Origin of the sequence: Pseudoalteromonas sp. Z1A2, from assembly GCF_011378755.1 — a bacterium.
GTDB lineage: Bacteria > Pseudomonadota > Gammaproteobacteria > Enterobacterales > Alteromonadaceae > Pseudoalteromonas > Pseudoalteromonas distincta.
On the sequence record NZ_WTKX01000006.1, the window covers coordinates 47,918 to 70,784 of the forward strand.

Here is a 22,867-nt window from a genome sequence, read left to right on the forward strand (position 1 = left end):
TTATTTATCAAGTTTAATCTAATTAATTAATAAATAAACCGTTAATTCAATGAAGTGAATAAAATAACGAATTTATTACTTTTCGTTTTCTTTTATTTATCAGGGATTAGTTTTTTAGTTGGTGTTTTTTATTCTAATGTATTGCCTTTAACGGGGCTAAGTTCGATTTATATGGTCATATTTAAGTTTCTATCGAGCAACCTTAAGAAAACTAATGAATTGGCTTAACTAAGCGAAAAGTACACTTTATTTGGTTTTATTAATTGCTGGTGAATTTTCTCGTAGCAATATCATTAATGAGTATGAAAGTGTTTGAATATCAGTTAAAGAAAAGTATAAAACGTAAAACGGTTGCCATTAAAGTACATAACAAGAAGGTGACTGTATATGCCCCTCAGTTTGTTAGTAATAAACACATTCAAGAATGGCTTTTTGATAAGCAGGTGTGGGTAAATGATCAATTAACTAAACAGCACAATATTGCTGATAGCAGACAGAACCCGCTCAAAGACAAACAAATTTTAATTTTTGATAGCATTGTAAATATAGAATTTAAGCAAGGTAATAAGTCCGAAGTAATAAGCTGTAACGACAGCTTGCTTATTACGCACTCTTCACGCGTTAAAAATACTTCGCAAAAATATCAGCAACTTCTTGAAGAATATTTAAAAGAGCAACTAACTGCATATATAGAAATGCGTTTAGCGTACTTCTGCGCACAAATGGGTGAAGAATTACCTACGAGTCTAAAAGTAGCTATTTATAAGCGTAAGTGGGGAAGTTGTAATAGTAAGCGAGAGCTAACATTTAATTTGCATTTAATTGGAGCGCCTTATCATGCTATTGATTATGTGATTGTCCACGAGTTAGCGCATTTACGTCACTTAAACCACAGTAAAGCTTTTTGGCAACACGTTGAGCGTTTTTTTCCTAATTATAAAGCATCATCAACATGGCTAAAGAAAAATAGCATGAGTTTACAATGGGTATTTTGAAGTTAACCTGAATATAGGAATATAGGAATATAGGAATATAGGAATATAGGAATATAGGAATATAGGAATATAGGAATATAGGAATATAGGAATATAGGAATATAGGAATATAGGAATATAGGAATATAGGAATATAGGAATATAGGAATATAGGAATAGTAGAGAAGTGGTGGAGGGAGCTGGATTCGAACCAGCGAAGGCTGAGCCGTCAGATTTACAGTCTGATCCCTTTGGCCGCTCGGGAACCCCTCCACACTAATTTTATTGCATTTGGCCCCACTTAACTTAGCGGTAAGAAAAGTGGTGGAGGGAGCTGGATTCGAACCAGCGAAGGCTGAGCCGTCAGATTTACAGTCTGATCCCTTTGGCCGCTCGGGAACCCCTCCAATGCAACGGCGCTGATAATAGCAAATTGCGTATTTAAGTAAAGAAAAAAGCTAAAGAAAATTGAAATAAAGCCGATAAATATCTATCAGTTACCACAATCGACTAAAGACTATGCAAATAGATGATTTGTTAATCACAGAGAGTCAGTTAAACAGTAGGCTCAATAATAGTGTGCATGAAAATCGCCGTGGCGAATTTTCTCTATTATTAGCGATGCTGTCACATGACGCACTTGACTTTAGCCAATTTCATTTACCAAAAACTGAAATAGATAATTTAGTTATAGAAGAAGAGGCATTAAGAAAGCAATTAGGCGCAGGTCCAAAGCAACTTTTAGCCCCTGATGAATACAATATGTTGGTTGGACAGTTTAATGCATCATTAATATCTCAAGAAGGAGAGCGCTGCGGTATGACAAGTATTAAGTTAAGACAGTGCTTAAAGCCTGAACCACTTGCGATTAGAAATGATGATAAGCATATTCCACTTAATATAATAGATAACTGTGAGCTTGCTGTCAGAAGAAGAATTAAAAGCGAACAAACACAACTTGCTAATCCTCCTATAGATGCAGCTGCTTTTTACGACAGCCTTAATAATGATGCAATACATCAACCACTTCAGCTTATTGCGGTGTGATATATGATTGTAATAATCATCAGTTAATATATGCTTTATAACGGGTCTGCTTTATATATTTGCTAATAATTGATTTAATGAAAAAAAAGCATCCAAAAATTAAATGCAATTGCTATAATGGCGTCAAATGGTATGACATGAAATGCCATTATCATTAAACCAAGGTAATTAGGAACGTAATGAAGAAAACATTCACGCTAAATCACGAGAAAATCAAATACCCTCGTATGGTTGATGCTGCAAAGCACGAAGTGAAAAAATATTTGAAAAGAGAGCGTAATAAAACGCTACCTGAAGATGCTGACTATTGGGCATTTGACTGTAAGTTTGGTAACACAGCTGAAGATGCGCAAGTTGTGCACGTTGCTGAATTAAGTAACCAAATTGGCGAAATTGAAAAGCAAGGTTTGACCTCTTTCTACGTAGAGATTTTAGCTCGACCTGCTCAACGTCAGCAATTAGATTTAGATGATGACGAATAATACTTAACTAAATTAAGTATTCAAAGTTATAAAATGAGCCCAAGTGGCTCATTTTTTGTTTTTATGCAATAAAGATTTACTAAAAAGCATTTTTATTAGTAACCAATAAGTAGAACCCCTGTTAATTAACATTTGCATAACAAAATGTGATGCTATAGGCTGTTTTTAATTAAAAAAACAAAACATTTTTACTATGCCAATAAATTACTCTGACCATCAATTAAAACTAAGTTTAAAGAATTCTAAAGTACTTATAGTTGACGATCAGTTATTAAGCTTAATCGTATTGAAAAAAATATTATCTGAGCATTTTAATGTGACAACAGCTGGAAGTGGTGAAGAAGCAATTGAAATTTGTAATGTAAATGTACCCGATATAGTCCTACTCGATATTAGTATGGGTGGAATGAGTGGTATTGATACATGTTTAAAATTAAAAAATAATACTGAAACACAGGATATCCCAGTTATTTTTGTTACATCCTTTGAAAACGAAGAAGAAGAGTGTTGGGAAGCCGGAGCTGTTGATTTTATTAAAAAGCCGATTATAAAAGAAACACTATTTAGAAGGGTTCGTGCCCATATAACGTTAAAATTACAACACGACTTACTCAATCAAAAAGTATTTTTAGATGATTTAACTAAAGTATTCAATCGCCGTTATTTTGATGCACATTTTTCTAAAATGGAACGAAGCGCCTTACGAGAAAAAGTTGACTATGCATTATTACTCATCGATATAGATTATTTTAAGCAATACAATGATATCTATGGTCATGTGCAGGGGGATACGGTGTTAAACCTAGTAGCACAAACTATTACTAATAGTTTGCAAAGGCCAACCGATTTTGTTGCGCGTTATGGCGGCGAAGAGTTTGTAGTTGTTCTACCGCATACAAGCACTGAAGGTGCAATTTGTGTTGCTGATAAAATTAAACAGAATGTGGCCGATTTAGAAATATTACACAAATATTCAGAATATGATTTTGTGACTATTAGTATTGGCGGTGCAACCCTACAACCATACGTAAATAACAAAAACACGTTGCAGATCGCAGATGAAAAAATGTATGAGTCTAAAATGCAAGGGCGTAACAAAGTGTGTTTTTAAGTTTAATTAGCTAATAAATCACTCTGCCACTTAAAAACACCTTTTAGGTGATAAATATTAAATAAGATTATTTATTACATGCTATGACATTTTTTGTACTTTTTATTGCTACCGCATGGGCAGTTATCATTTCTGCCTACTTTAATATCTTCAACAGGATATATAGTGCCATCTAAATAACGCCATTGAGTGTTTTCTTTAATAAACTGCGACTTTTCGTGAAGCTCACAAAATAAGTTTTGATAAAAATATTGGGCTTTAAATTCTACAGTTCCAGTATCGCCATCATGGCTTGAGTCAATTAAATCAAGATTTATAAATCGACAGCTGTTAGCAAAATCATTGATTTCTTTAACCGGGTTTTCAGCTTGTTTTTCTTTTGCGTAGGTTTGATAAACATATTTTGCATTTTTAATAACATAAGCACTGAATCGTGAGCGCATAAGTTGTTCAGGAGTGTCAGCTTGCTTTACAGATAAGTGAAGCGGCTCGCAGCAATCGGCATAATTGTGCCCACTGCTGCAAAAACATAATGTGGTATTGAGTGAAGTCATAATAATAATACAGAATCTAAAACATTAGTTTAACAAGCTTATTGAGCGAGTGGTATCTCTGTTGTTTGAGCGTTTTTAGTAAAACAGTATAGTTTTGTATTCGTTTTACTTAAATCGAACGATAGATTTGTAAGTAGTTGGTTATTAACTATATCGGTCCAGGTAATTACCGCTGCAAAGTTTCCATTATGTAACGCAGAATTTAATACATACTCTAAATTTACTAGGTGCTTCTGTCTAATAACAAGTAATTTGCTTGTATCAATAGAGCATGAGTCAAGTAAAGCTTTGCTCGGTACATGATCTGGCGCAATTAGTAACGTCCATGCATTAGAGCTATTGTATTGGTGTAATACTTTTAAAAGCTCAAAGGTCGCTGAAATTTCATCTTCAATTTGGATCAAATTTACGCAATCGCTTTGCTCGTCTTGTTGGTAACTTTTAACTGTTCTTACGGTAATAGGCTGTAACATAATTTCACTCACTGGGTTTTTATACAGTATTCCTATACAGTAGTTTATACAGTGCTTTCGTGCAAGCATTTTATGCTATTTATTTGTACAGTTATTCAGCCTTTGATCATTGTTTTTTATTTTTAAATCTATAATTATTTATTAATCAACTTGTTATAGGCTTGTTTTTGAGGGGGTATTTCAAAAATAAATTTTTGAGTAATGTTTTAATTTGTGGGTTTTATACTGTGTAGGAGTATCTTTGTAACTATATACAGTATTTTTCAACACTGTATACAGTACTTATAACTTAGTTGGTTTATGTGTCTTCACTCGTGCGAGGGATCATATGAGAAAACTGGAGTTGGTGAATTTGTTCGTACAAACTTGCTGCATAACATTGAGCATCTTTAAATCGCTTAGTTTCGATATGTTTGCGTATATCTGTAACCGCTGCAGTGGCAGGTGCGTATCCTTGGCTACTCGCTAAGCTCAACCACGCTACAGCATGAAATACACTTTGTGGCACGCCTTCACCTTTTACAAAAAATAAACCTAAATAAAACTGGGCTCTATGGTTTCCTGCCATTGCAGCAAGGCGCATCCATTTTACAGCCAATGGAGCTTGATTATTTTTTAAATAATATAGGGCTTTATTAATAGTACTTTGCTCATCTTTTTTATTATCAATGGGCGCGGGGCTGCTTTCTGGTTGAGTAACAAAACCTAAAATGTTGTCTAGCTGTTGCTCTAAGTCTTGCTCACAAGGTGTTGTTTTAAGCATATTGGTTCATTTATTATTTTAACTACTTTAACAGTTTAGTATATAGCAAGGTAAAATGTCCTGTAAAAGATAATTTTTATGTTAAAATCTCGTCACTTTTTACTATCACAAGTTTATTATGTTTGAAGCCTTATTTAAACTCAGCGAAAATAACTCAACAGTTAAACGCGAATGCGTTGCTGGCCTAACTACCTTTATCACTATGGTATACATTGTATTTGTAAACCCGGCTATGCTTGCTGAGGCAGGGATGGACCAAGGGGCTGCATTTGTAGCTACCTGTATAGCAGCTGCGATAGGCTGTTTTATAATGGGTTTGTGGGCTAATTATCCATTAGCATTAGCGCCTGGCATGGGACTAAATGCCTTTTTTACGTATGGCGTCGTATTAGGAATGGGTTATACCTGGCAAGCCGCATTAGGGGCTGTTTTTATGTCGGGTTGTATATTTTTATTTTTAAGCTTATTTAAAGTCAGAGAATGGATTATTAATGCCATACCTCTGGTGCTCAAGCGAGCTATCGCAACAGGTATAGGTGCTTTTTTAGCCTTAATTGCCCTTAAAAATGCAGGTATTATTGTCTCAAGCCCAGCAACATTAGTGCAATTGGGCGACATTACTTCCCCAGGCCCATTATTAGCTATATTAAGCTTTTTTGTAATTGCAGCGCTTTTATACCGCGATTTTAAAAGCGGTGTACTTATTAGTATTTTATTAGTGACTGGCATTGCACTAAGTTTAGGGCTAGTTGAATCTCACGGTGTTATGGCTATGCCACCATCAATAATGCCTACTTTTATGCAATTAGATTTTGCCGCCGCTTTTGATATATCAATGATGAGTGTTATTTTTGCATTCTTGTTTGTCGATCTTTTTGATACTTCGGGTACATTAGTTGCGGTCACTCAAAAAGCTGGTTTAGCTGATGAAAAAGGTAACATGCCTCGTTTAGGACGCGCACTAAGTGCTGACAGCTCAGCAACAATTGCAGGTGCGATGCTAGGCACGTCTACGACTACATCGTATATAGAATCGGTTGCTGGTGTTTCTGTTGGCGGACGTACTGGCTTAACGGCTGTAGTTGTAGGTATTTGCTTTTTACTAATGATGTTTTTTGCACCGCTTGCACAAATGGTACCGGCTTATGCTACGGCAGGTGCTATTTTATATGTCGCTGTACTGATGCTACAAAATTTAAAGTTTGTAAATTGGGATGATATGACCGATGCAATTCCTGTTACTGTAGTATTACTAATGACACCATTAACGTTTTCGATTGCGCACGGTATTGCACTTGGCTTTATATCTTATACAGCGGTAAAAGTATTGTGTGGTAAGCAAGATCAAATCAGTATTAGTGTTTGGATATTGACAGCCTTGTTTGTTTTCAAGTTTGCATTTTTGTCTTAATGACTAACAAATAGACAAAAAAGCCTGCATAAATTTAATTTGTGCAGGCTTTTTTAATACTTTTATAAAAGAATTACCATTTCTTTTTAGGAGCAAACAATATATCTAAGTCGTCTTGCTCTTCTTCTGTTTTCTTTTTAAGTGCGCTTGCATTAGAAGCTCTAAGTTCAACACTAATTGCTTCTAAGTAACCTTCAACTTCTTGGCGTTTTGTTGTTACATATTCATCGGTGTATGTAACTGCATTGAGCGTTGCCTGTGCTTTTTCAAAATACTGCCTTGCAGAGCCAACCATACTCGCTGAGCGGGCAGATAAGCCACGTTTTATTTGGCTTTCGATATTAATACGCAGTTGTAGTTTTTCAAGACGTTTATCTTCTAAAACAAAAACTTGGCTATCAATACGACCTTTATTATGTTCAGAGCGTAAAATTGAGCGTAATTTTTTAATACCTTGAATTAGGCCAACAAGCTGCTTGTCATTACTCGGTAGCGTTAGGGCTTCACTGCTGTTGTCTAGAACTGCATTGGTGAGGTGCGTTTTAGCCTCACCTAAGCGGCTTTTGAGTGCTTTGGATGTTGGCGAACTAGTAACCATCGTGTTTAATGCTTCGTAAATACGGCGTTGCAATACACGGATTATATTTTCAGAAAGAGGTATATTGGCACTATTCATTAGTGCTTCTTCTGTTTCTTCTATTATAGCTTTTTGTTTTGTTAGCTCTTTGCGGCGTTCCGCTTCTTGTTTTTCTTTGTGTTGTTGTACAGCACTTACCCAAAGTGCAATCACAATCAATGCAACTATAAGCACTATTATAATAGAAACGATCATGGTGTAATTCTCGGATATATAACCTAATTATTTAATCTTACATTAAATATACGTTAACAGGGTAGCTTTGCGCCGATTAACTTAAAAAATACACCAAAAAATTGATAGGTTGAGCTCTTTATAAACCGTAGTCATCCTAAGGGCTTATAAACTAAAGCTGAATAAACATCGCTACCTGAAGCATATTTATTATGCTAGCCTTGAGCTCTAATCAGATAATTGCACACCTAAAGACCTAAAGTGATATTTTACGCAAATAACACTTGGTTTTAAGCGGTATTGCCTTTATAAATAATATGAATAATAACGTTAAAATTTGCAGCCATGAAATTACAACAACTCAGATACATCGTAGAAGTACAAAATCATAAATTAAATGTTTCAGCGACTGCTGAGAGTTTATTTACCTCGCAGCCAGGAATTTCTAAACAAGTACGCATGTTAGAAGATGAGTTGGGTGTACAAATTTTTGGTCGCAGTGGTAAACATTTAACGCATGTAACCGGTGCTGGCGAAGATATAATTAATATTTCTCGTGAAATACTCTCCAAAGTAGAAGGTATTAAAGCCGTTGCTAATGAGCATACGCTACCTGATCAAGGTAAGTTAAATATTGCCACAACACATACCCAAGCCCGTTATGCTTTGCCTAACGTTATTCAAGGGTTTATGAAAAAATACCCTGCGGTATCGCTTCATATGCACCAAGGTACTCCACAGCAAATATCGGATGCTGCAGCACGCGGTGATGCCGACTTTGCTATTGCAACAGAAGCACTGCATTTGTATTCAGATTTAGTTATGCTGCCTTGCTACCATTGGAACCGCAGTATTGTTGTTGCTAAAGACCATCCTCTCGCTAAAAAGGCAAATAGTTTAACTGTTGCTGACATTGCCCAATATCCACTCATTACATATGTATTTGGTTTTACGGGCCGCTCAGAGTTAGATAAAGCGTTTAGCGCACACGGGCTTGAACCACACATTGTATTTACTGCAACCGATGCTGATGTTATAAAAACATACGTACGACTGGGTTTAGGAGTTGGTGTTGTCGCTTCAATGGCGATAGATCAAGTGAGCGATACCGATTTAGTGTGTATTGATGCAAGCCACTTATTTGAAGCAAGCACGACCAAAATTGGTTTTAGAAAGGGCAGCTTTTTACGTACCTATATGTATGATTTTATTGAACGTTTTGCACCGCACTTAACTAAAGAGCGCGTAGAGCGAGCAAGCTTGTTACGTAACCAAGATGACGTAGATAAGTTATTTGCAGATATAGAGTTACCCGTTAAATAAGGTGATTGCATTGAACGAACAATAAAAAAGCTGTCTATTTTAAAATAGACAGCTTTTTCTCTTTATAGCGAGCTGATTAACATTCGATAATATTAACTGCTAATCCACCGCGAGCGGTTTCTTTGTATTTGGTTTTCATGTCGTTGCCGGTTTCAAGCATGGTTTTAATCACTTTATCAAGTGATACCTTTTGCTCGCCACTGCCACGAATAGCTAAACGTGAGGCATTAATTGCTTTAATCGCGCCCATTGCATTACGTTCAATACACGGTACTTGTACTAAGCCACCAACAGGGTCGCACGTGAGGCCTAAATTATGTTCCATACCAATTTCTGCTGCGTTCTCTACTTGCACAACATTGCCACCAACAATTTCTGTTAATGCGCCTGCAGCCATAGAGCACGCAACGCCAACTTCACCTTGGCAACCTACTTCAGCACCCGATATAGAGGCATTCTTTTTATATAAAATACCAATAGCAGCAGCCGTTAATAAATAACGTGTGGCTATATCGCGGTCTACTTCTTTCACAAATGTGTGATAGTACATAAGCACAGCCGGTAAAATACCCGCAGCACCATTAGTTGGTGCGGTAACTACACGGCCACCTGCCGCATTTTCTTCGTTTACGGCAAGGGCAAATAAATCAACCCAGTCCATTGCACGAAGTGGGTCGTTACTGACCTCTATATTTAGTTTTAAGTATAAGCTAGGCGCTCGGCGCTTTACTTTTAAGCCGCCAGGTAGGATACCTTCGGTACGCATACCACGGTCAATACAGGCCATCATTACTTTCCAGATATGAAACAGCGTGTCTTTTATTTCATCTTCAGTGCGTAGTGTTTTTTCGTTCTTCATCATTAAGCTTGAAACACTAAGCCCTGACTCTTTACACATCTCTAGTAGCTCTTTTGCGCTACTGAAAGGGAAAGGAGCTGGGTTTTCTTCTCTAATATCAAGGGCTGCTTGTTTTTCGTTTTCAAACTCTTCATCAGTAACAATAAAGCCACCGCCAATAGAGTAATATACTTTGCTGTAAACTTTTTCGCCGTTGTTTGAGGCGATAATTTCCATTGCATTAGAGTGCTTAGGCAGCGTTTTGCGACGATGAAAAACAATAGCGCCTTGTTTTGGAAACTTAGCTTTGTGTGTTTTGTTTAGATAAATAACCTGATCTTTTTCGATGGTCGCTAAAATGTCGTCGACTAAATCGGCATCTATAGTTTCAGGGTCATAACCGGCTAAACCAAGAATTACGGCTTTACCCGATCCATGGCCAACACCTGTTTGTCCCAAAGAGCCATAAAGCTCTACTTTAATATCGGTAACATTTGCTAATAATTGTTGTTCTTGTAGGTCATTAACAAATAAGCGTGATGCGCGCATTGGGCCAACGGTGTGTGATGACGAAGGGCCAATACCAATGCTAAACATATCAAATGCACTGATCATAATGTGTGTCTCTACTTTGTTTTATCAGCACGAAGCTGCTCTTTGAACGGTCGAGCATGATAACGTGGAATTGTGATTGTGTAACTACTAATAACGAAGATTTAAACTGGTAAGGCGAGTTGTTTTGTAAAGTTTTTTATAATGCTTGCAGTCGCACCCCAAAGTAAACCATGTGGCGTTTTAAAACCTTGCAAAATAACCGTTTTCCCAAATCGTTGAAAAGGTAAGGGTTGCCAATTAGCTTCGTTATTTAACTCAGTGACCGAGAGTAAAAAGCTCGCTTGTACTTCATTATAGTCATTTTCCCAGGTGGTGCCTTTATTAAGTAAACCCACATAGGGGCTAATACTAAAACCCGTTAATGTTGAATACTCAGGTAAATGACCTAATACATTAACGTTGCTTTGGGCAATATTTAGCTCTTCTTTTAGTTCGCGAAGGGCTGTGGTGCGAAGGGTAATGTCGCTTACTTCAAACTTACCTCCGGGCAAACAAATCTCCCCAGGGTGATGGTGTAAATAAGTAGGGCGTTTACACAGTAAAATATGTGCATGATTATCTATATCAATAATTGGCAGCATAACAGCGCTAGCACGTTTTTTACGCGTGTCTTTTAACTGGTTTGGCGCAGCTGTAGGGCTTAACAGAAACCGCGCCATAATGTGTTCACTATTCAAAGCGACCTACTGTTTTAATAAAGGGAGGATTTTATTTACTTTATCGTAAGTTTCTTGATATTCCAATTCGACTTTAGAATCAGCTACTATTCCGCCACCTGCCCAGCAGTAAATTTGCGCTTTGTGGCACACCAAGGTACGAATAGTGATACTCGTATCCATATTTCCACATGCACTTAAATAACCAATTGAACCACAATAAATGCTGCGGCGATGTGGTTCTAGTTCTTCAATTATTTCCATCGCTCTAATTTTGGGCGCACCGGTGATTGAGCCACCCGGAAAAGCCGCTTTTAACTGATCGACCGCTGTTTTGCCTTCATCAAGTTCTGAGGTTACCGTGCTTACTAAATGATGCACTGCCGGAAAGCTTTCAATAGCAAAAAGGGAAGGGACGTGGACGCTGCCAGGTTTTGCCACTTTGCCTAAGTCGTTACGCAGTAAATCAACAATCATGACATTTTCAGCGCGATCTTTAGCTGATGCTGCGAGTATTTGGGCTTGGCGTTGATCCTCCAGCGCATCCGCTTTTCGCGGCAGAGTGCCTTTAATAGGTTTGGTTTCTACAACGTTATTATTTACAGATATAAAGCGCTCAGGGGAAATTGATAAAATTGCCCCTTGAGGGTGATTTATAAAGCTCGAAAATGGCGCTTTATTTGCCTCACGCAGTTTAATATAAGCCGCCCAAGGGGAGCCTTCAAACTGAGCGTTAAAGCGCTGCGCTAAATTAATTTGGTAACAATCGCCACTTTTTAGATACTCCTCAATTTGGGCAAACTTTGCAGCGTATTCCGTTTCGCTCATATTTGATTGCCAGTCGCTGTTTAGGGCAAAGGACTGCGTATTAACTTGGGAGTTAGCGTGTGTATTTAAGTATTGCTCATAAAGCGCTAATCGATCGGTGTTTGGCTGCGATACATAAAACCAGCTTTGTTGCTGCTTGTCGTAAATAAGGGCATCTAAGTAAAGGCCAATAGCCATTTGGGGAAGATTAATATCTTCAATAGCACGAGTGGGGATGTTTTCAATTGTACGCCCTAAGTCGTAGCCAAAGTAGCCAAGCCAGCCGCCGTTAAAGGGTAAATCGTAATCGGCTTTTGTTTTAGCAAGATGCGAAAGCTCATTATTCATAATTTCAAAGCAGTTATCACTACTTTCTATATTATTTAAAAAGCTTTTATTATTTTTTACTTCAAGGGTACTTTGCGGCTCAATAGCAACAATATCAAAACGGCTGTTTATATGATTACTATTTGCAGAATCTAATAGAATTGCATAAGGCAAATGTGAAAAATGCGCAAAAACGTCAATGCAGTTTTGTGTTATGCCTAATTTAATACAATTTTTTTTATTGTTTAGCATTTACTGCCCCTTTAAGAACTGGCTCGAAACGGGCTGGGAGGGTATCATAAGTCAAATTTTTTGGCAGCACTAAGCTGCAAAAAACAGTGCAAACCACCGTCACCGGTTTGATTTAGATTACGCGACAACGCGTAACGGTAACTTAAGGAACCACTATGAGTACAATTTGTCAGCAAGACTTTATTGATAGCATTGAAGATGCATTGCAATATATTTCGTTCTATCACCCACTTGATTTTGTTCAAGCACTCGAAAAAGCGTACAACAAAGAACAAAGTAAAGCGGCTAAAGACGCCATTGCACAAATTTTAATTAACTCACGCATGTCGGCTGAAGGCAAGCGTCCACTTTGCCAAGACACCGGTATTATTACCTGTTTTGTTAAAGTAGGTATGGATGTTAAGTGGGATAAAACAGATTTAACCGTTCAACAAATGGTTGATGAAGGTACTCGTCGTGCATATTTGAATCCAGATAACCCTTTACGTGCATCTATTGTTGCAGACCCTGCTGGTACGCGTAAAAATACTAAAGATAATACGCCTTCGGTTGTGCATATTGATTTAGTAGCGGGTGGAAAAGTAGAAGTAATGGTTGCGGCTAAAGGCGGTGGCTCTGAAAACAAAAGTAAAATGGTTATGTTAAACCCGTCAGATGATGTTGCTGCATGGGTAGAAAAAACACTACCAACAATGGGTGCTGGTTGGTGTCCGCCAGGCATGCTAGGTATAGGTATTGGTGGTACGGCTGAAAAAGCAGCAGTAATGGCTAAAGAGTCGTTAATGGATCCGGTTGATATCCATGAATTAATGGAACGCGGCGCAGAGACAACTGAAGAAAAACTGCGTTTAGAAATTTTTGACCGTGCTAATAAATTAGGTATTGGCGCACAAGGTTTAGGCGGTTTAACAACGGTTGTTGATGTTAAAATTAAAACAGCACCAACGCATGCAGCTTCAAAACCTGTAGTAATGATCCCAAATTGTGCGGCAACTCGCCATGTACATTTTACGCTTGACGGTTCTGGCCCTGCTAATTTAAAAGCACCTAAACTAGAAGATTGGCCACAAGTAACATTTGAAGTGGGCGAAGGCACACGTCGTGTTGATTTAAATACACTGACTAAAAAAGATGTTCAAGAATGGAAAATGGGTGAAACCGTTTTACTTTCGGGTACTATTTTAACAGGTCGTGATGCAGCGCATAAACGTTTGCAAGATATGATCAACTCAGGTGAAGGTTTACCTGAGGGCGTAGACTTTGATAATAAATTTATTTATTACGTAGGCCCTGTGGATGCGGTACGCGATGAAGCAGTAGGTCCTGCTGGCCCCACAACAGCCACTCGCATGGATAAATTTACCGATATGATGCTAGAAAAAACAGGCATTGTAGGCATGATTGGTAAAGCTGAACGTGGCCCTGCGACTGTTGAGTCTATTAAAGAGCATAAATCTGTTTATTTGATGGCTGTAGGCGGCGCAGCTTACTTAGTATCTAAAGCGATTAAAAAAGCGCGTGTTGTAGCTTTTGAAGATTTAGGTATGGAAGCTATTTACGAATTTGAAGTAGAAGATATGCCAGTGACTGTTGCAGTAGACAGTGAAGGCGCCAATGCGCATACACAAGGCCCTGCTATCTGGAAAGCTAAAATTGAAGAGCTTGATAGCAAGCTAAAATAACGTACGTTTTGTGTTTTTAAAAAGCGAGCCTAGTGCTCGCTTTTTTGTTTTTTTAAATAGGGTTATTAGTAAGTTTACAGCTCTGACCAGTTTGCGAAAAAGCTCACTTTTTACTGAAAACCTATAGGCAGCAGTACGTGTCGGGCAAGTAGCACTTGTATATTAAACTTTACATGCAATCGCTGTGTTACGTGTACGTAAACGTAAGTTAGTGAGATTCTTATATTCATAGTAATTAAAACTTACAAATGATGGTTTTGTGAATTTTTTATCTGTATAAAAGTTTTAATTAGGTTATTTAATTTAAGTTTAATGTTTTCATTGGTTTTATCATCTGTGAGTATGGCGAACACGTATATGAAGTGATAAAGTCTCGGCAATTTCCAGCGCGCATACCCTCTCACGGGTTAACTATTTCGGAGTATTTTAAGTGGCTGTGTTTAATCGAGTTGAATTTGATAACCATGAACAAGTGGTTTTTTGTTCTGATGAAGAGTCGGGTTTAAAAGCAATTATTGCTGTACATAATACCAACCTAGGTCCTGCAGTTGGCGGATGTAGAATGTGGGATTATGCGAACGACGAAGATGCTGTTTATGACGTGCTACGTTTATCAAAGGGCATGACTTATAAAAATGCAGTTGCGCGCTTACCCTTTGGTGGTGGTAAATCTGTAATTATAGGTAACGCGAAAGAAATTAAATCTGAGCAATTATTCCGTGCATTTGGCCGCCAGTTAGAGCGATTAAATGGCAGCTATTACTCAGCAGAAGATGTAAACATCACATGTGCTGATGTAGCTATCATGAATAAAGAAACTAATTACGTACTGGGTCTTGAAGGTAAAAGCGGTAACCCATCGCCATTTACAGCATACGGTACGTTTTTAGGAATTAAAGCAGCGCTACAGCATCAACGCGGTCATCAAAATTTTGCAGGTGTGAAAGTGGCTGTTCAAGGTTTAGGTGCTGTTGCTTATGGTTTATGTAAACATTTACATGATGCGGGCGCTGAGTTGTTTGTAACTGATATTAACCAAGCTGCCATTGACCGTGTAGTAAGTGATTTTGGTGCAACTGCGGTTGGCATTGATAACATTTACGACTTAGATGTTGATGTTTATGCACCTTGTGCATTAGGTGCAACCGTTAACGATTTAACGATACCGCGTTTAAAAGCGACTATTATTGCAGGCTGTGCTAATAATCAGCTGGCAGAATCTCGCCACGGTGAAGTTATTCGTGAAAAAGGCATTTTATATGCACCAGATTACGTAATTAACGCCGGTGGTATTATTAATGTTTATTACGAAACAGCGCCAGATGGTTACAGTGCAGCAGCGTCTAATAAACATGTTGAAGGTATTTTTAATACGTTAACTGAAATCTTTGCCCGTAGCGAAAAAGAGCAAAAATCAACGCATTTAATTGCTGACGAATTAGCGCAAGAGATCATTAAAAACGGTCTGTGATCTAAGTTCTAATTTATATAAGGGTGTGCAATTGCACACCTTTTGTTTATCTGTAAGTTAATGCAATTGTTACTGAACAGCGGTACACTTTATTTTTAATTTTGTGCGGCAAATTATGACTCCCTCAACTTCTCTCATGCAGCCTATCGATTTAGATAATTGGCCTAGAAAGCAACACTTTGAATTATTTAAACACTTTTCTCAGCCTTATTTTAATGTGTGTGTGCGTTTAGATGCTCAAGCACTTTACGACTATTGCAAAACCAATCAATTTTCTTTTTTTCAAGCATATGTATATTGCACCTTAAAAGCGTGCCATGAGTACGATTCAATAATGCTACGTATAATAGATAGTAAGCCATGGCTACTTAATAGTGTTCGCGCAAGTGTGGTTGAGTTGTCTGAAAACGATACGTTTGTTTTTAGTTATTTTAATAGCGCAAGCGATTTTAAAGAGTTTGCAAATCATGCAAGTGACGTAAGCAAAAAAGCGAAATTACAGCCGTTATTTTCTGATGCATTTGCTCAAACAGAAGGGCAGGCCGACCTAATTCATATATCTGTTTTGCCGTGGCTGAATTTTAGTGCGTTTTCGCATGCATTTAGTGAAGGGGAGAGTTTAGGCATTCCTAAATTTGTATTTGGTCAGTTTGATAAACACACAGGTACAATACCTTTAGCTATCGATGTACACCACTCATTAATGGATGGTTTGCACGTAGCGAAATTTATAAACACATTGCAGGGTACATTTGACTCTTTTTGCAAAAATTAACTTTAAACACGTCATTTAACGGCAGTGCAAAGCAGTAAACAATTTATAAGTAATCTATAAGTAATCTATAAGCAATGCGATGTGAATTACTTTTTATTCAAATACATAACCTTATATGCTTGAAAAGCACGTGTGCTGGACATATTTATATACCATACCTTAGCTCAGGAAATCCCCATGATAAATGGACTGTTAATTGTTGTTTTAATTCTTTTTGTGGTGATTTTCTGGCGTTGGCCATCAATTCAAAACCGATTATGGCGCAGTAAATATAAAGACTTTGCTTTAAATTCGCAGCAAAAAGATATTTTACTGCGTTGCATGCCCATCTATAAAAAAATGACCGATGCCGACAGAGAGAAGTTAGAGCGACATATTACGTGGTTTTTAAACGAAAAACGCTTTGTCGGTTGTGATGGCTTAAAGCTAACGTCTGCAATGAAGTTAATTGTTGCCGCCGATGCGTGTGTATTAGTGCTTAATAAGCCGTGGCCGTTATATAGAAATGTAAAAGAAATTTTATTATACCCCAGTGCTTATTACGCCCCACAATCAACTCGCGATAGTGCAGGACTTGTGAGTTACCACAATACGGTAAGACTAGGCGAGTCATGGCCTGGCGGCACGCTTGTACTCAGTTGGCATGATGTGCTTGAGGGTAACCGCTTGCCAAGTGATGGACATAATTTAGTTTTTCATGAGTTTGCGCATCAACTCGATCAAGAAACAGGTAAAACAACGGGCACACCCATTTTAAAAAGCTCAGCAGATTACAAAGAGTGGGGCCGAGTATTTAGCCGTGCTTTCACCCAGTTAAAAAGTCACGTTGCTTATAGCATGCCGCATGTTATTCACAGCTATGGTGCGACTAACGAAGCTGAGTTTTTTGCTGTACTCACCGAAACCTTCCTCGAAAAACCCGCAGAGCTTCGCCGATACGATCCTGAAATTTATAGCATGCTAGTTAATTACTACCAATTTGACCCTATTGTTTGGCATTAAACCTACATAAACCGCGCTTTATCATATAACGCTGGCAAGTTAGGTTTGTTTTTGTTGCAATCATGTGAAATAGTTTTTACTGCAACAATAACAAGCGAGAAACGCATGAAAAAAATGCTTCATACAGTATTAGCATTGTCGGTGTCATTAGCGATAGGGCAGGTAAATGCCGCCGAAAAAGACGAACAAAAATGGCAAGTAGATTCACCTAAGGGGCAATTTGTTGACGCTGCAATTAGCGTTGAGCAAGGCACATGGATGAATATAGATATTAGCCCTGATGGTAAAACCGTGGTGTTTGACTTACTTGGCGATATTTACACTATGCCAATGAGTGGTGGTACAGCTACAAAGCTCACCTCTGATATTGCATGGCAAATGCAACCTCGTTTTAGTCCTAACGGTAAAAGTATTGCGTTTACCTCCGATCAAGGTGGTGGCGATAATATTTGGGTTATGGACTTAAATGGCGAAAATCAACACGCTGTTACCGATGAAACCTTTAGATTACTAAATAGCCCTGCATGGAGTCCTGATGGTGACTATTTAGTTGCACGTAAACACTTTACAGCTAGCCGTTCATTAGGTGCCGGTGAAGTGTGGTTGTATCACAAAGCGGGTGGCAAGGGCGTACAGCTTACAAAACGCGAGAACGATCAAAAAGATTTAGGTGAGCCAATGTTTTCACCGGATGGTCGTTATGTATACTTTTCGCATGATGCTACACCCGGTAAAACCTTTCATTATTCAAAAGATTCTGTAGCGGGCATTTATAAAATTAAGCGCTACGACCGTGAAACGGGTGAAATTGAAACCATAATCGATACGATGGGCGGTGCTATTAGGCCTACACCGTCACCTGATGGAAAAAAACTGGCGTATATAAAGCGTGATGATTTTCAAACTAGTCTTTATTTATATGACTTAACCAGCGGTGAGCACACTAAGCTTTACGATAAGCTTGAGCGAGATATGCAAGAAACCTGGGCTATTCATGGTGTATACCCAACCATTGCATGGACACCCGATAATGAAGAACTGGTATTTTGGGCTGGTGGTACAATTCACAAGCTCGATGTTGCAGACAAATCTGTAAAAACCATTCCTTTTAAAGTGCAAACAAGTAAAAAAATTCAAAAAGCGGTGCGCTTTACACAAAACTTAGATACTGATGAGTTTGATGTAAAAATGCTGCGTAATGTGCAAGTAAGCCCAGATGGCGAAACGGCAATATTTGAAGCGCTTGGGCATATTTATAAACGTGATTTAGAGTCGGGTAAAATTAAGCGTTTAACAAAGCAAACAGATCATTACGAATTATTTCCACAGTACTCTCGCGATGGTAAAAAAATAGTTTTCACCACATGGGATGATAACAAACAAGGGTCTGTGAGGGTTGTGTCTGCGCGCAGTGGCCGTGGCGATACCATTACAACGCAGCCAGGCAAGTATGTAGAGCCAACTTTTAGCCCAGATGGTAAAACGGTTGTTTATCGAAAAGCTACTGGCGGCAGTATTTTAAACCCTAAATGGTCACTTAATCCGGGGGTTTATAGCGTAAGCGCAAAAGGCGGTAAAAGTGAGCTTATTTCAAAAAGTGGTTATCAACCACAATTTGGAGATGCAAACGATCGCGTTTTTATAATGAGTTCTTGGCCAAAACCAACGCTTAGCGTAGTAGAGCTTGAAAGTAAAAAAGTTCGTAAACTGTACGAGTCAGAACATGCGACAGAATTTAGAGTATCACCAGATGGGCAATACCTCGCTTTTGCTGAGCGATTTAAAGTATTTGTAACGCCGTTTGTTCAAAGTGGTAAAACAATTAATATTGGGCCTAAAGACAGTCAATTCCCAATAGAGCAGTTATCGGTACGTGCTGGTGAAAACATTAGCTGGAGTGCTAAGAGCAACAAACTTTATTGGACATTAGGGCCTGAGCTTTATCATGCAAGCCTTGAGGGGATGTTTGCTATTAACAAAGCCGAAGATGCCGACTTTAAAGTGAAAAGTGGCGATAATATCGGTTTCAGTAAAAAAATGGCAGAGCCTAAAGGCATGATTGCGCTCACTGGTGCAAAAATTATAACGATGGACGGCGAAAAGGTTATTGAAAATGGTGTAATTATCACTGATGGCAAGCATATTAAAGCAATTGGTACAGCCAGCGAGATAAGCATCCCTAAAGGTGCTGAGGTTATTGATGTAACAGGCAAAACAATTATGCCTGGTATTGTTGATGCTCATGCACATGGCTCGCAAGCAAGCGGTGAAATTATACCTGAGCAAAACTGGAAAAACTTTGCAGGTTTAGCGCTGGGTGTAACTACAATTCACGATCCATCAAACGATACCTCTGAAATATTTACCGCAAGCGAAATGCAAAAGGCAGGCATGATTGTTGGCCCGCGTATTTTCTCAACCGGTACTATTTTATATGGCGCAAATATGCCAGGTTATACGTCGCATATTGACTCGTTAGACGATGCTAAATTTCATTTAGAGCGCCTTAAAAAAGTAGGGGCGTTTAGTGTTAAGTCGTATAACCAACCACGTCGTGAGCAGCGCCAACAAGTTATTGAAGCAGGCCGTGAACTTGAAATGATGGTTGTCCCTGAAGGTGGCTCATTATTACAGCATAACTTAAGTATGATTGTAGATGGACACACAGGTATTGAGCATTCAATCCCTGTAGAGAACATATACGACGATATAAAGCAGTTATGGTCGCAAAGTAATGTTGGTTACACACCAACACTTGTAGTGGCTTATGGTGGCATTTGGGGTGAGAACTACTGGTACGATAAAACTGATGTGTGGAATCACCCGCGTTTAAGTAAATTTGTGCCAAAAAATCAATTATTACCACGCTCTATGCGCCGCATTAAAGCGCCCGATCATCACTATAATCACTTTAATAACGCACGCGTTGCTGCTGAGCTGCAAGACCTAGGTGTATTAGTTAACTTAGGTGCTCACGGTCAGCGTGAAGGCTTAGGTGCACACTGGGAGATGTGGATGTTTGCACAAGGCGGAATGACACCGCTTGAGGCAATACGTGCATCGACACTCGATCCGGCTAAGTATTTAGGGCTTGATAAAAACGTAGGCTCGCTTGAAGTGGGCAAACTGGCTGATTTAATGGTTATAGATGGCGATCCGCTTAAAAATATTCGAGATTCGGATAAAGTAGATTACACCATGATCAATGGTCGACTATTCAATGCAGAGACAATGAATGAAGTGGGTAAAAAAGAACGCGAACCACTTTATTTTGAAGAACTGTAATTTATTTTAAACTTTGTTAAAGCGGCTACATAGCCGCTTTTTTTAGCCTTACACAACTTATAAAGCTTTATATTTTTGGCAAATAATGGATATAAAAAAACCGCTTAACGCGGTTTCTTTTAAAAATCATAAATGTTGATTAAACAACACCGCGCGGTAAGCGACAGTCATGATCTTTACGAGCTAAAATTACAATCCAAAGTTCTTCCGCTGTGTAACCTTCTTCATTTTCGGTAACAACAGTGAATGGCGCTTTTTTCTGTGCTTTAACAGGAGCAGCTGCTTTTGGTTTTTTCGTTTTAGTTGTTTTACCAGAGTTTAATTTTTTAGTAAGCTCTGCTACGTCAGCTAGGCGTAAATTTTTACCGCCATCAATGCTGTACCAACCAGGTTTGGTTGTGATTTCAGGTTTTTTACCATTGGCAGTTTCGTACGCTGCTTCAAAGGCAGATAACACTTCTGTTTTGTCTAGTTTGCTCATCAGAGACCCTATACGTTGTGAACACAGATAAAGAAGAGGTATTTATACCTATTTTAAAACAGTTTTTCAATTTTTTGCGATTTTCCTTCCATTTTAGGCCTATAAACGCCAAAATTTGCACAAAATTCAGTGCTAAGTAAGGTAAGTTGTATGCAACGTAGAGAATTTAACCAACTCCTAAATGACATTTTGAAACCTCATTTAATAAAAGATTTTTGCCCAAATGGCTTACAGGTCGAAGGTAAAAACGAAATTAAAAAAATTGTGACGGGTGTAACCGCAAGTCAAGCTTTAATAGAAGCTGCCATTGAGCAACAAGCAGATGCTATTTTGGTTCATCATGGTTTTTTTTGGAAAGGGGAATCTCAACCAATAACGGGTATGAAAAAGCGTCGTATAGGCGCACTACTAGCAAACGATATTAATTTATTCGGCTATCACTTACCACTCGATATTCATCCAACAGTTGGCAATAACGCACAACTTGCAAAGTTATTAGATATTGAAATTGAAACAGGGCTAGAGCCAACTTCAAATAGCGTAGCAATGAAAGGACGTTTAAAAACACCATTAAGTGGTGAAGATTTTGCAGATAAAATTGCAAAAGTGCTTAATCGAACCCCGCTCACAAGCTTAGTACGTTCAGCTAAAATAGAAACCATTGCACTGTGTACTGGTGGTGGGCAAGGATATATTGACTTAGCAGCAGAGCAAGGCATTGATGCTTATTTAACGGGTGAAGCATCGGAGCAGACAATTCATAGTTCTCGTGAACAAAACATTGATTTTTTTGCAGCCGGGCATCATGCAACAGAGCGCTATGGTGTAAAAGCACTAGGTGAGTTACTTGCTCAAGAGCATGGTTTTGATGTGACATTTATAGACATAGATAACCCAGTTTAATTAGGCTATATAAGTTACAGCGCCTCTGGATCTATCCAGCGGCGCAAACTTATCCATATATTTCCTACTACTTCGTGACTGTATTGCGTAACCACAAGTAAGGCATGAGCATTGGGAATAAACTGCTTGCTCCATGGAAGTGCAGCAAAATTATGATAATCAGTGGCTGCGGTTATGACTTCAATACCTTGAGCATTAAATAAGTCTTTGGCACGGGGCATGTGCAGTACAGATGTTACTAGTGCAACTTTAAAGTCGACTAATTTTGATGCCAGTAATTTAGCTTCTTCACCTGTGTCCATTGCTTTTGGATTTTGGAAAATACGGCTCTTATTAACGCCTAAACTAATTGCCGTTTGATACATAAGCCCGCTATTAGTGGTATTTTTATAACCCCCGCCTGAAACTATAAGCTCTGCGTTAGGGTAGTGCTTTGCCAGTTTTACACCTTCTACCAAGCGCGTTAGCGCACAATTACCTAATTGATTATTAGCACTGATTGCAGGATTTGGGTTTATATCGCAACCTAGTACAACTATTTTGTCTATTTTTGGATGCTTTAGAGTATTAAATGCAAGCGACGCAGGTTCATTATTTTGGATAATTAAATTGGCGATAAAGGGTGTGCTCAATGCAAGTAATACAATTAAACTTAAAGTAGACAAAAAGAGAGCTGATTTGCGGCCTTTAAATGCCAGTAGGAGCATCAGACACGCAAATAAACCAAATAGAGGCAGTGGCATAAGTAAACCACCAATCATTTTTTTAATAACAAACATAAGAGTTAAACGCTGTAGAGTTAATTACAGCGATATTACTTATTA

At 38.3% G+C, this 22,867-nt stretch carries 21 protein-coding genes and 2 tRNA genes; 12 read left to right on the plus strand and 11 right to left on the minus strand.

Annotation, left to right across the window (positions count from 1 at the left end; all coding sequences use genetic code 11):
* Positions 1–296 precede the first annotated feature (296 nt).
* A complete protein-coding gene (locus tag GQR47_RS06465) occupies positions 297–995 on the plus strand; it encodes a SprT family zinc-dependent metalloprotease (protein ID WP_029753235.1) in 699 nt (232 codons plus the stop codon).
* Between the two features lie 167 nt (positions 996–1,162).
* Here GQR47_RS06465 and GQR47_RS06470 read toward each other — a convergent pair.
* Both GQR47_RS06470 and GQR47_RS06475 read right to left on the minus strand, forming a co-directional pair.
* Positions 1,163–1,247, minus strand: a tRNA-Tyr gene (locus tag GQR47_RS06470).
* Positions 1,248–1,296: 49 nt separating this feature from the next.
* A tRNA-Tyr gene (locus GQR47_RS06475) sits at positions 1,297–1,381 on the minus strand.
* A 112-nt stretch (positions 1,382–1,493) separates the two neighbouring features.
* On the opposite strand from GQR47_RS06475, the gene GQR47_RS06480 reads away from it, so the two are divergent.
* The 3 genes from GQR47_RS06480 to GQR47_RS06490 all read left to right on the plus strand — a co-directional run bounded on the left by GQR47_RS06480 (position 1,494) and on the right by GQR47_RS06490 (position 3,614).
* Complete coding sequence (locus GQR47_RS06480; protein ID WP_024595940.1) at positions 1,494–2,021, plus strand: VC2046/SO_2500 family protein; 528 nt, start codon at positions 1,494–1,496, stop codon at positions 2,019–2,021.
* 179 nt (positions 2,022–2,200) lie between these two features.
* Complete coding sequence (locus GQR47_RS06485) at positions 2,201–2,503, plus strand: DUF6172 family protein (protein ID WP_002961433.1); 303 nt, start codon at positions 2,201–2,203, stop codon at positions 2,501–2,503.
* A 193-nt stretch (positions 2,504–2,696) separates the two neighbouring features.
* The gene (locus GQR47_RS06490) at positions 2,697–3,614 is read left to right on the plus strand and encodes a diguanylate cyclase (RefSeq protein WP_024595939.1); all 918 of its coding nucleotides are present in this window, start codon (positions 2,697–2,699) and stop codon (positions 3,612–3,614) included.
* A 74-nt stretch (positions 3,615–3,688) separates the two neighbouring features.
* Here GQR47_RS06490 and GQR47_RS06495 read toward each other — a convergent pair whose 3' ends face one another.
* From GQR47_RS06495 to GQR47_RS06505, 3 genes are all read right to left on the minus strand, one after another.
* Complete coding sequence (locus tag GQR47_RS06495) at positions 3,689–4,168, minus strand: YchJ family protein (protein WP_024595938.1); 480 nt, start codon at positions 4,166–4,168, stop codon at positions 3,689–3,691.
* A gap of 38 nt (positions 4,169–4,206) precedes the next feature.
* Entirely contained in the window at positions 4,207–4,641 is a 435-nt protein-coding gene (locus GQR47_RS06500; protein ID WP_002961428.1) for a SulA-like leucine-rich domain-containing protein, read from the minus strand.
* Between the two features lie 298 nt (positions 4,642–4,939).
* Positions 4,940–5,404 (minus strand): SEL1-like repeat protein, encoded by a 465-nt coding sequence (locus GQR47_RS06505; RefSeq protein ID WP_154903941.1) that lies wholly within the window; start codon positions 5,402–5,404, stop codon positions 4,940–4,942.
* Between the two features lie 118 nt (positions 5,405–5,522).
* Between GQR47_RS06505 and GQR47_RS06510 the strand changes: the two genes are divergently transcribed.
* Positions 5,523–6,815, plus strand: coding sequence for an NCS2 family permease (locus GQR47_RS06510; RefSeq protein ID WP_165723657.1), 1,293 nt, complete (start codon positions 5,523–5,525; stop codon positions 6,813–6,815).
* A gap of 73 nt (positions 6,816–6,888) precedes the next feature.
* Here GQR47_RS06510 and GQR47_RS06515 read toward each other — a convergent pair whose 3' ends face one another.
* Positions 6,889–7,647 (minus strand): hypothetical protein, encoded by a 759-nt coding sequence (locus GQR47_RS06515; RefSeq protein ID WP_024594743.1) that lies wholly within the window; start codon positions 7,645–7,647, stop codon positions 6,889–6,891.
* A 324-nt stretch (positions 7,648–7,971) separates the two neighbouring features.
* On the opposite strand from GQR47_RS06515, the gene cysB reads away from it, so the two are divergent.
* Positions 7,972–8,949, plus strand: a complete 978-nt coding sequence (cysB, locus tag GQR47_RS06520) for an HTH-type transcriptional regulator CysB (RefSeq protein ID WP_002961670.1) — start codon at positions 7,972–7,974, stop codon at positions 8,947–8,949.
* Positions 8,950–9,025: 76 nt separating this feature from the next.
* Here the strand turns inward: cysB and GQR47_RS06525 are convergent, their stop codons facing one another.
* The 3 genes from GQR47_RS06525 to pabB all read right to left on the minus strand — a co-directional run bounded on the left by GQR47_RS06525 (position 9,026) and on the right by pabB (position 12,444).
* Positions 9,026–10,402 carry an L-serine ammonia-lyase gene (locus GQR47_RS06525; protein WP_024603668.1) on the minus strand — a complete coding sequence of 459 codons (1,377 nt, stop codon included), beginning with the start codon at positions 10,400–10,402 and terminating at the stop codon, positions 9,026–9,028.
* A 101-nt stretch (positions 10,403–10,503) separates the two neighbouring features.
* Complete coding sequence (locus GQR47_RS06530; RefSeq protein WP_024594770.1) at positions 10,504–11,079, minus strand: CoA pyrophosphatase; 576 nt, start codon at positions 11,077–11,079, stop codon at positions 10,504–10,506.
* A 6-nt stretch (positions 11,080–11,085) separates the two neighbouring features.
* A complete protein-coding gene (pabB, locus tag GQR47_RS06535) occupies positions 11,086–12,444 on the minus strand; it encodes an aminodeoxychorismate synthase component I (protein WP_024594771.1) in 1,359 nt (452 codons plus the stop codon).
* Between the two features lie 155 nt (positions 12,445–12,599).
* Between pabB and GQR47_RS06540 the strand changes: the two genes are divergently transcribed.
* From GQR47_RS06540 to GQR47_RS06560, 5 genes are all read left to right on the plus strand, one after another.
* Complete coding sequence (locus tag GQR47_RS06540) at positions 12,600–14,126, plus strand: fumarate hydratase (RefSeq protein WP_007375888.1); 1,527 nt, start codon at positions 12,600–12,602, stop codon at positions 14,124–14,126.
* A gap of 430 nt (positions 14,127–14,556) precedes the next feature.
* Positions 14,557–15,597, plus strand: coding sequence for a Glu/Leu/Phe/Val dehydrogenase (locus GQR47_RS06545; protein ID WP_024595520.1), 1,041 nt, complete (start codon positions 14,557–14,559; stop codon positions 15,595–15,597).
* Positions 15,598–15,733: 136 nt separating this feature from the next.
* Positions 15,734–16,372 carry a CatA-like O-acetyltransferase gene (locus GQR47_RS06550; protein ID WP_024595521.1) on the plus strand — a complete coding sequence of 213 codons (639 nt, stop codon included), beginning with the start codon at positions 15,734–15,736 and terminating at the stop codon, positions 16,370–16,372.
* A 177-nt stretch (positions 16,373–16,549) separates the two neighbouring features.
* Complete coding sequence (locus GQR47_RS06555; protein ID WP_024595522.1) at positions 16,550–17,374, plus strand: M90 family metallopeptidase; 825 nt, start codon at positions 16,550–16,552, stop codon at positions 17,372–17,374.
* Positions 17,375–17,479: 105 nt separating this feature from the next.
* The gene (locus GQR47_RS06560) at positions 17,480–20,659 is read left to right on the plus strand and encodes an amidohydrolase family protein (protein ID WP_024595523.1); all 3,180 of its coding nucleotides are present in this window, start codon (positions 17,480–17,482) and stop codon (positions 20,657–20,659) included.
* Between the two features lie 139 nt (positions 20,660–20,798).
* On the opposite strand, the gene GQR47_RS06565 is transcribed toward GQR47_RS06560, so the two are convergent.
* Positions 20,799–21,140 carry a hypothetical protein gene (locus GQR47_RS06565; protein WP_002961684.1) on the minus strand — a complete coding sequence of 114 codons (342 nt, stop codon included), beginning with the start codon at positions 21,138–21,140 and terminating at the stop codon, positions 20,799–20,801.
* 150 nt (positions 21,141–21,290) lie between these two features.
* Between GQR47_RS06565 and GQR47_RS06570 the strand changes: the two genes are divergently transcribed.
* Positions 21,291–22,043, plus strand: coding sequence for a Nif3-like dinuclear metal center hexameric protein (locus tag GQR47_RS06570; protein ID WP_024595524.1), 753 nt, complete (start codon positions 21,291–21,293; stop codon positions 22,041–22,043).
* A 14-nt stretch (positions 22,044–22,057) separates the two neighbouring features.
* Here GQR47_RS06570 and GQR47_RS06575 read toward each other — a convergent pair whose 3' ends face one another.
* Entirely contained in the window at positions 22,058–22,822 is a 765-nt protein-coding gene (locus GQR47_RS06575; RefSeq protein WP_024595525.1) for an ElyC/SanA/YdcF family protein, read from the minus strand.
* Positions 22,823–22,867 lie beyond the last annotated feature (45 nt).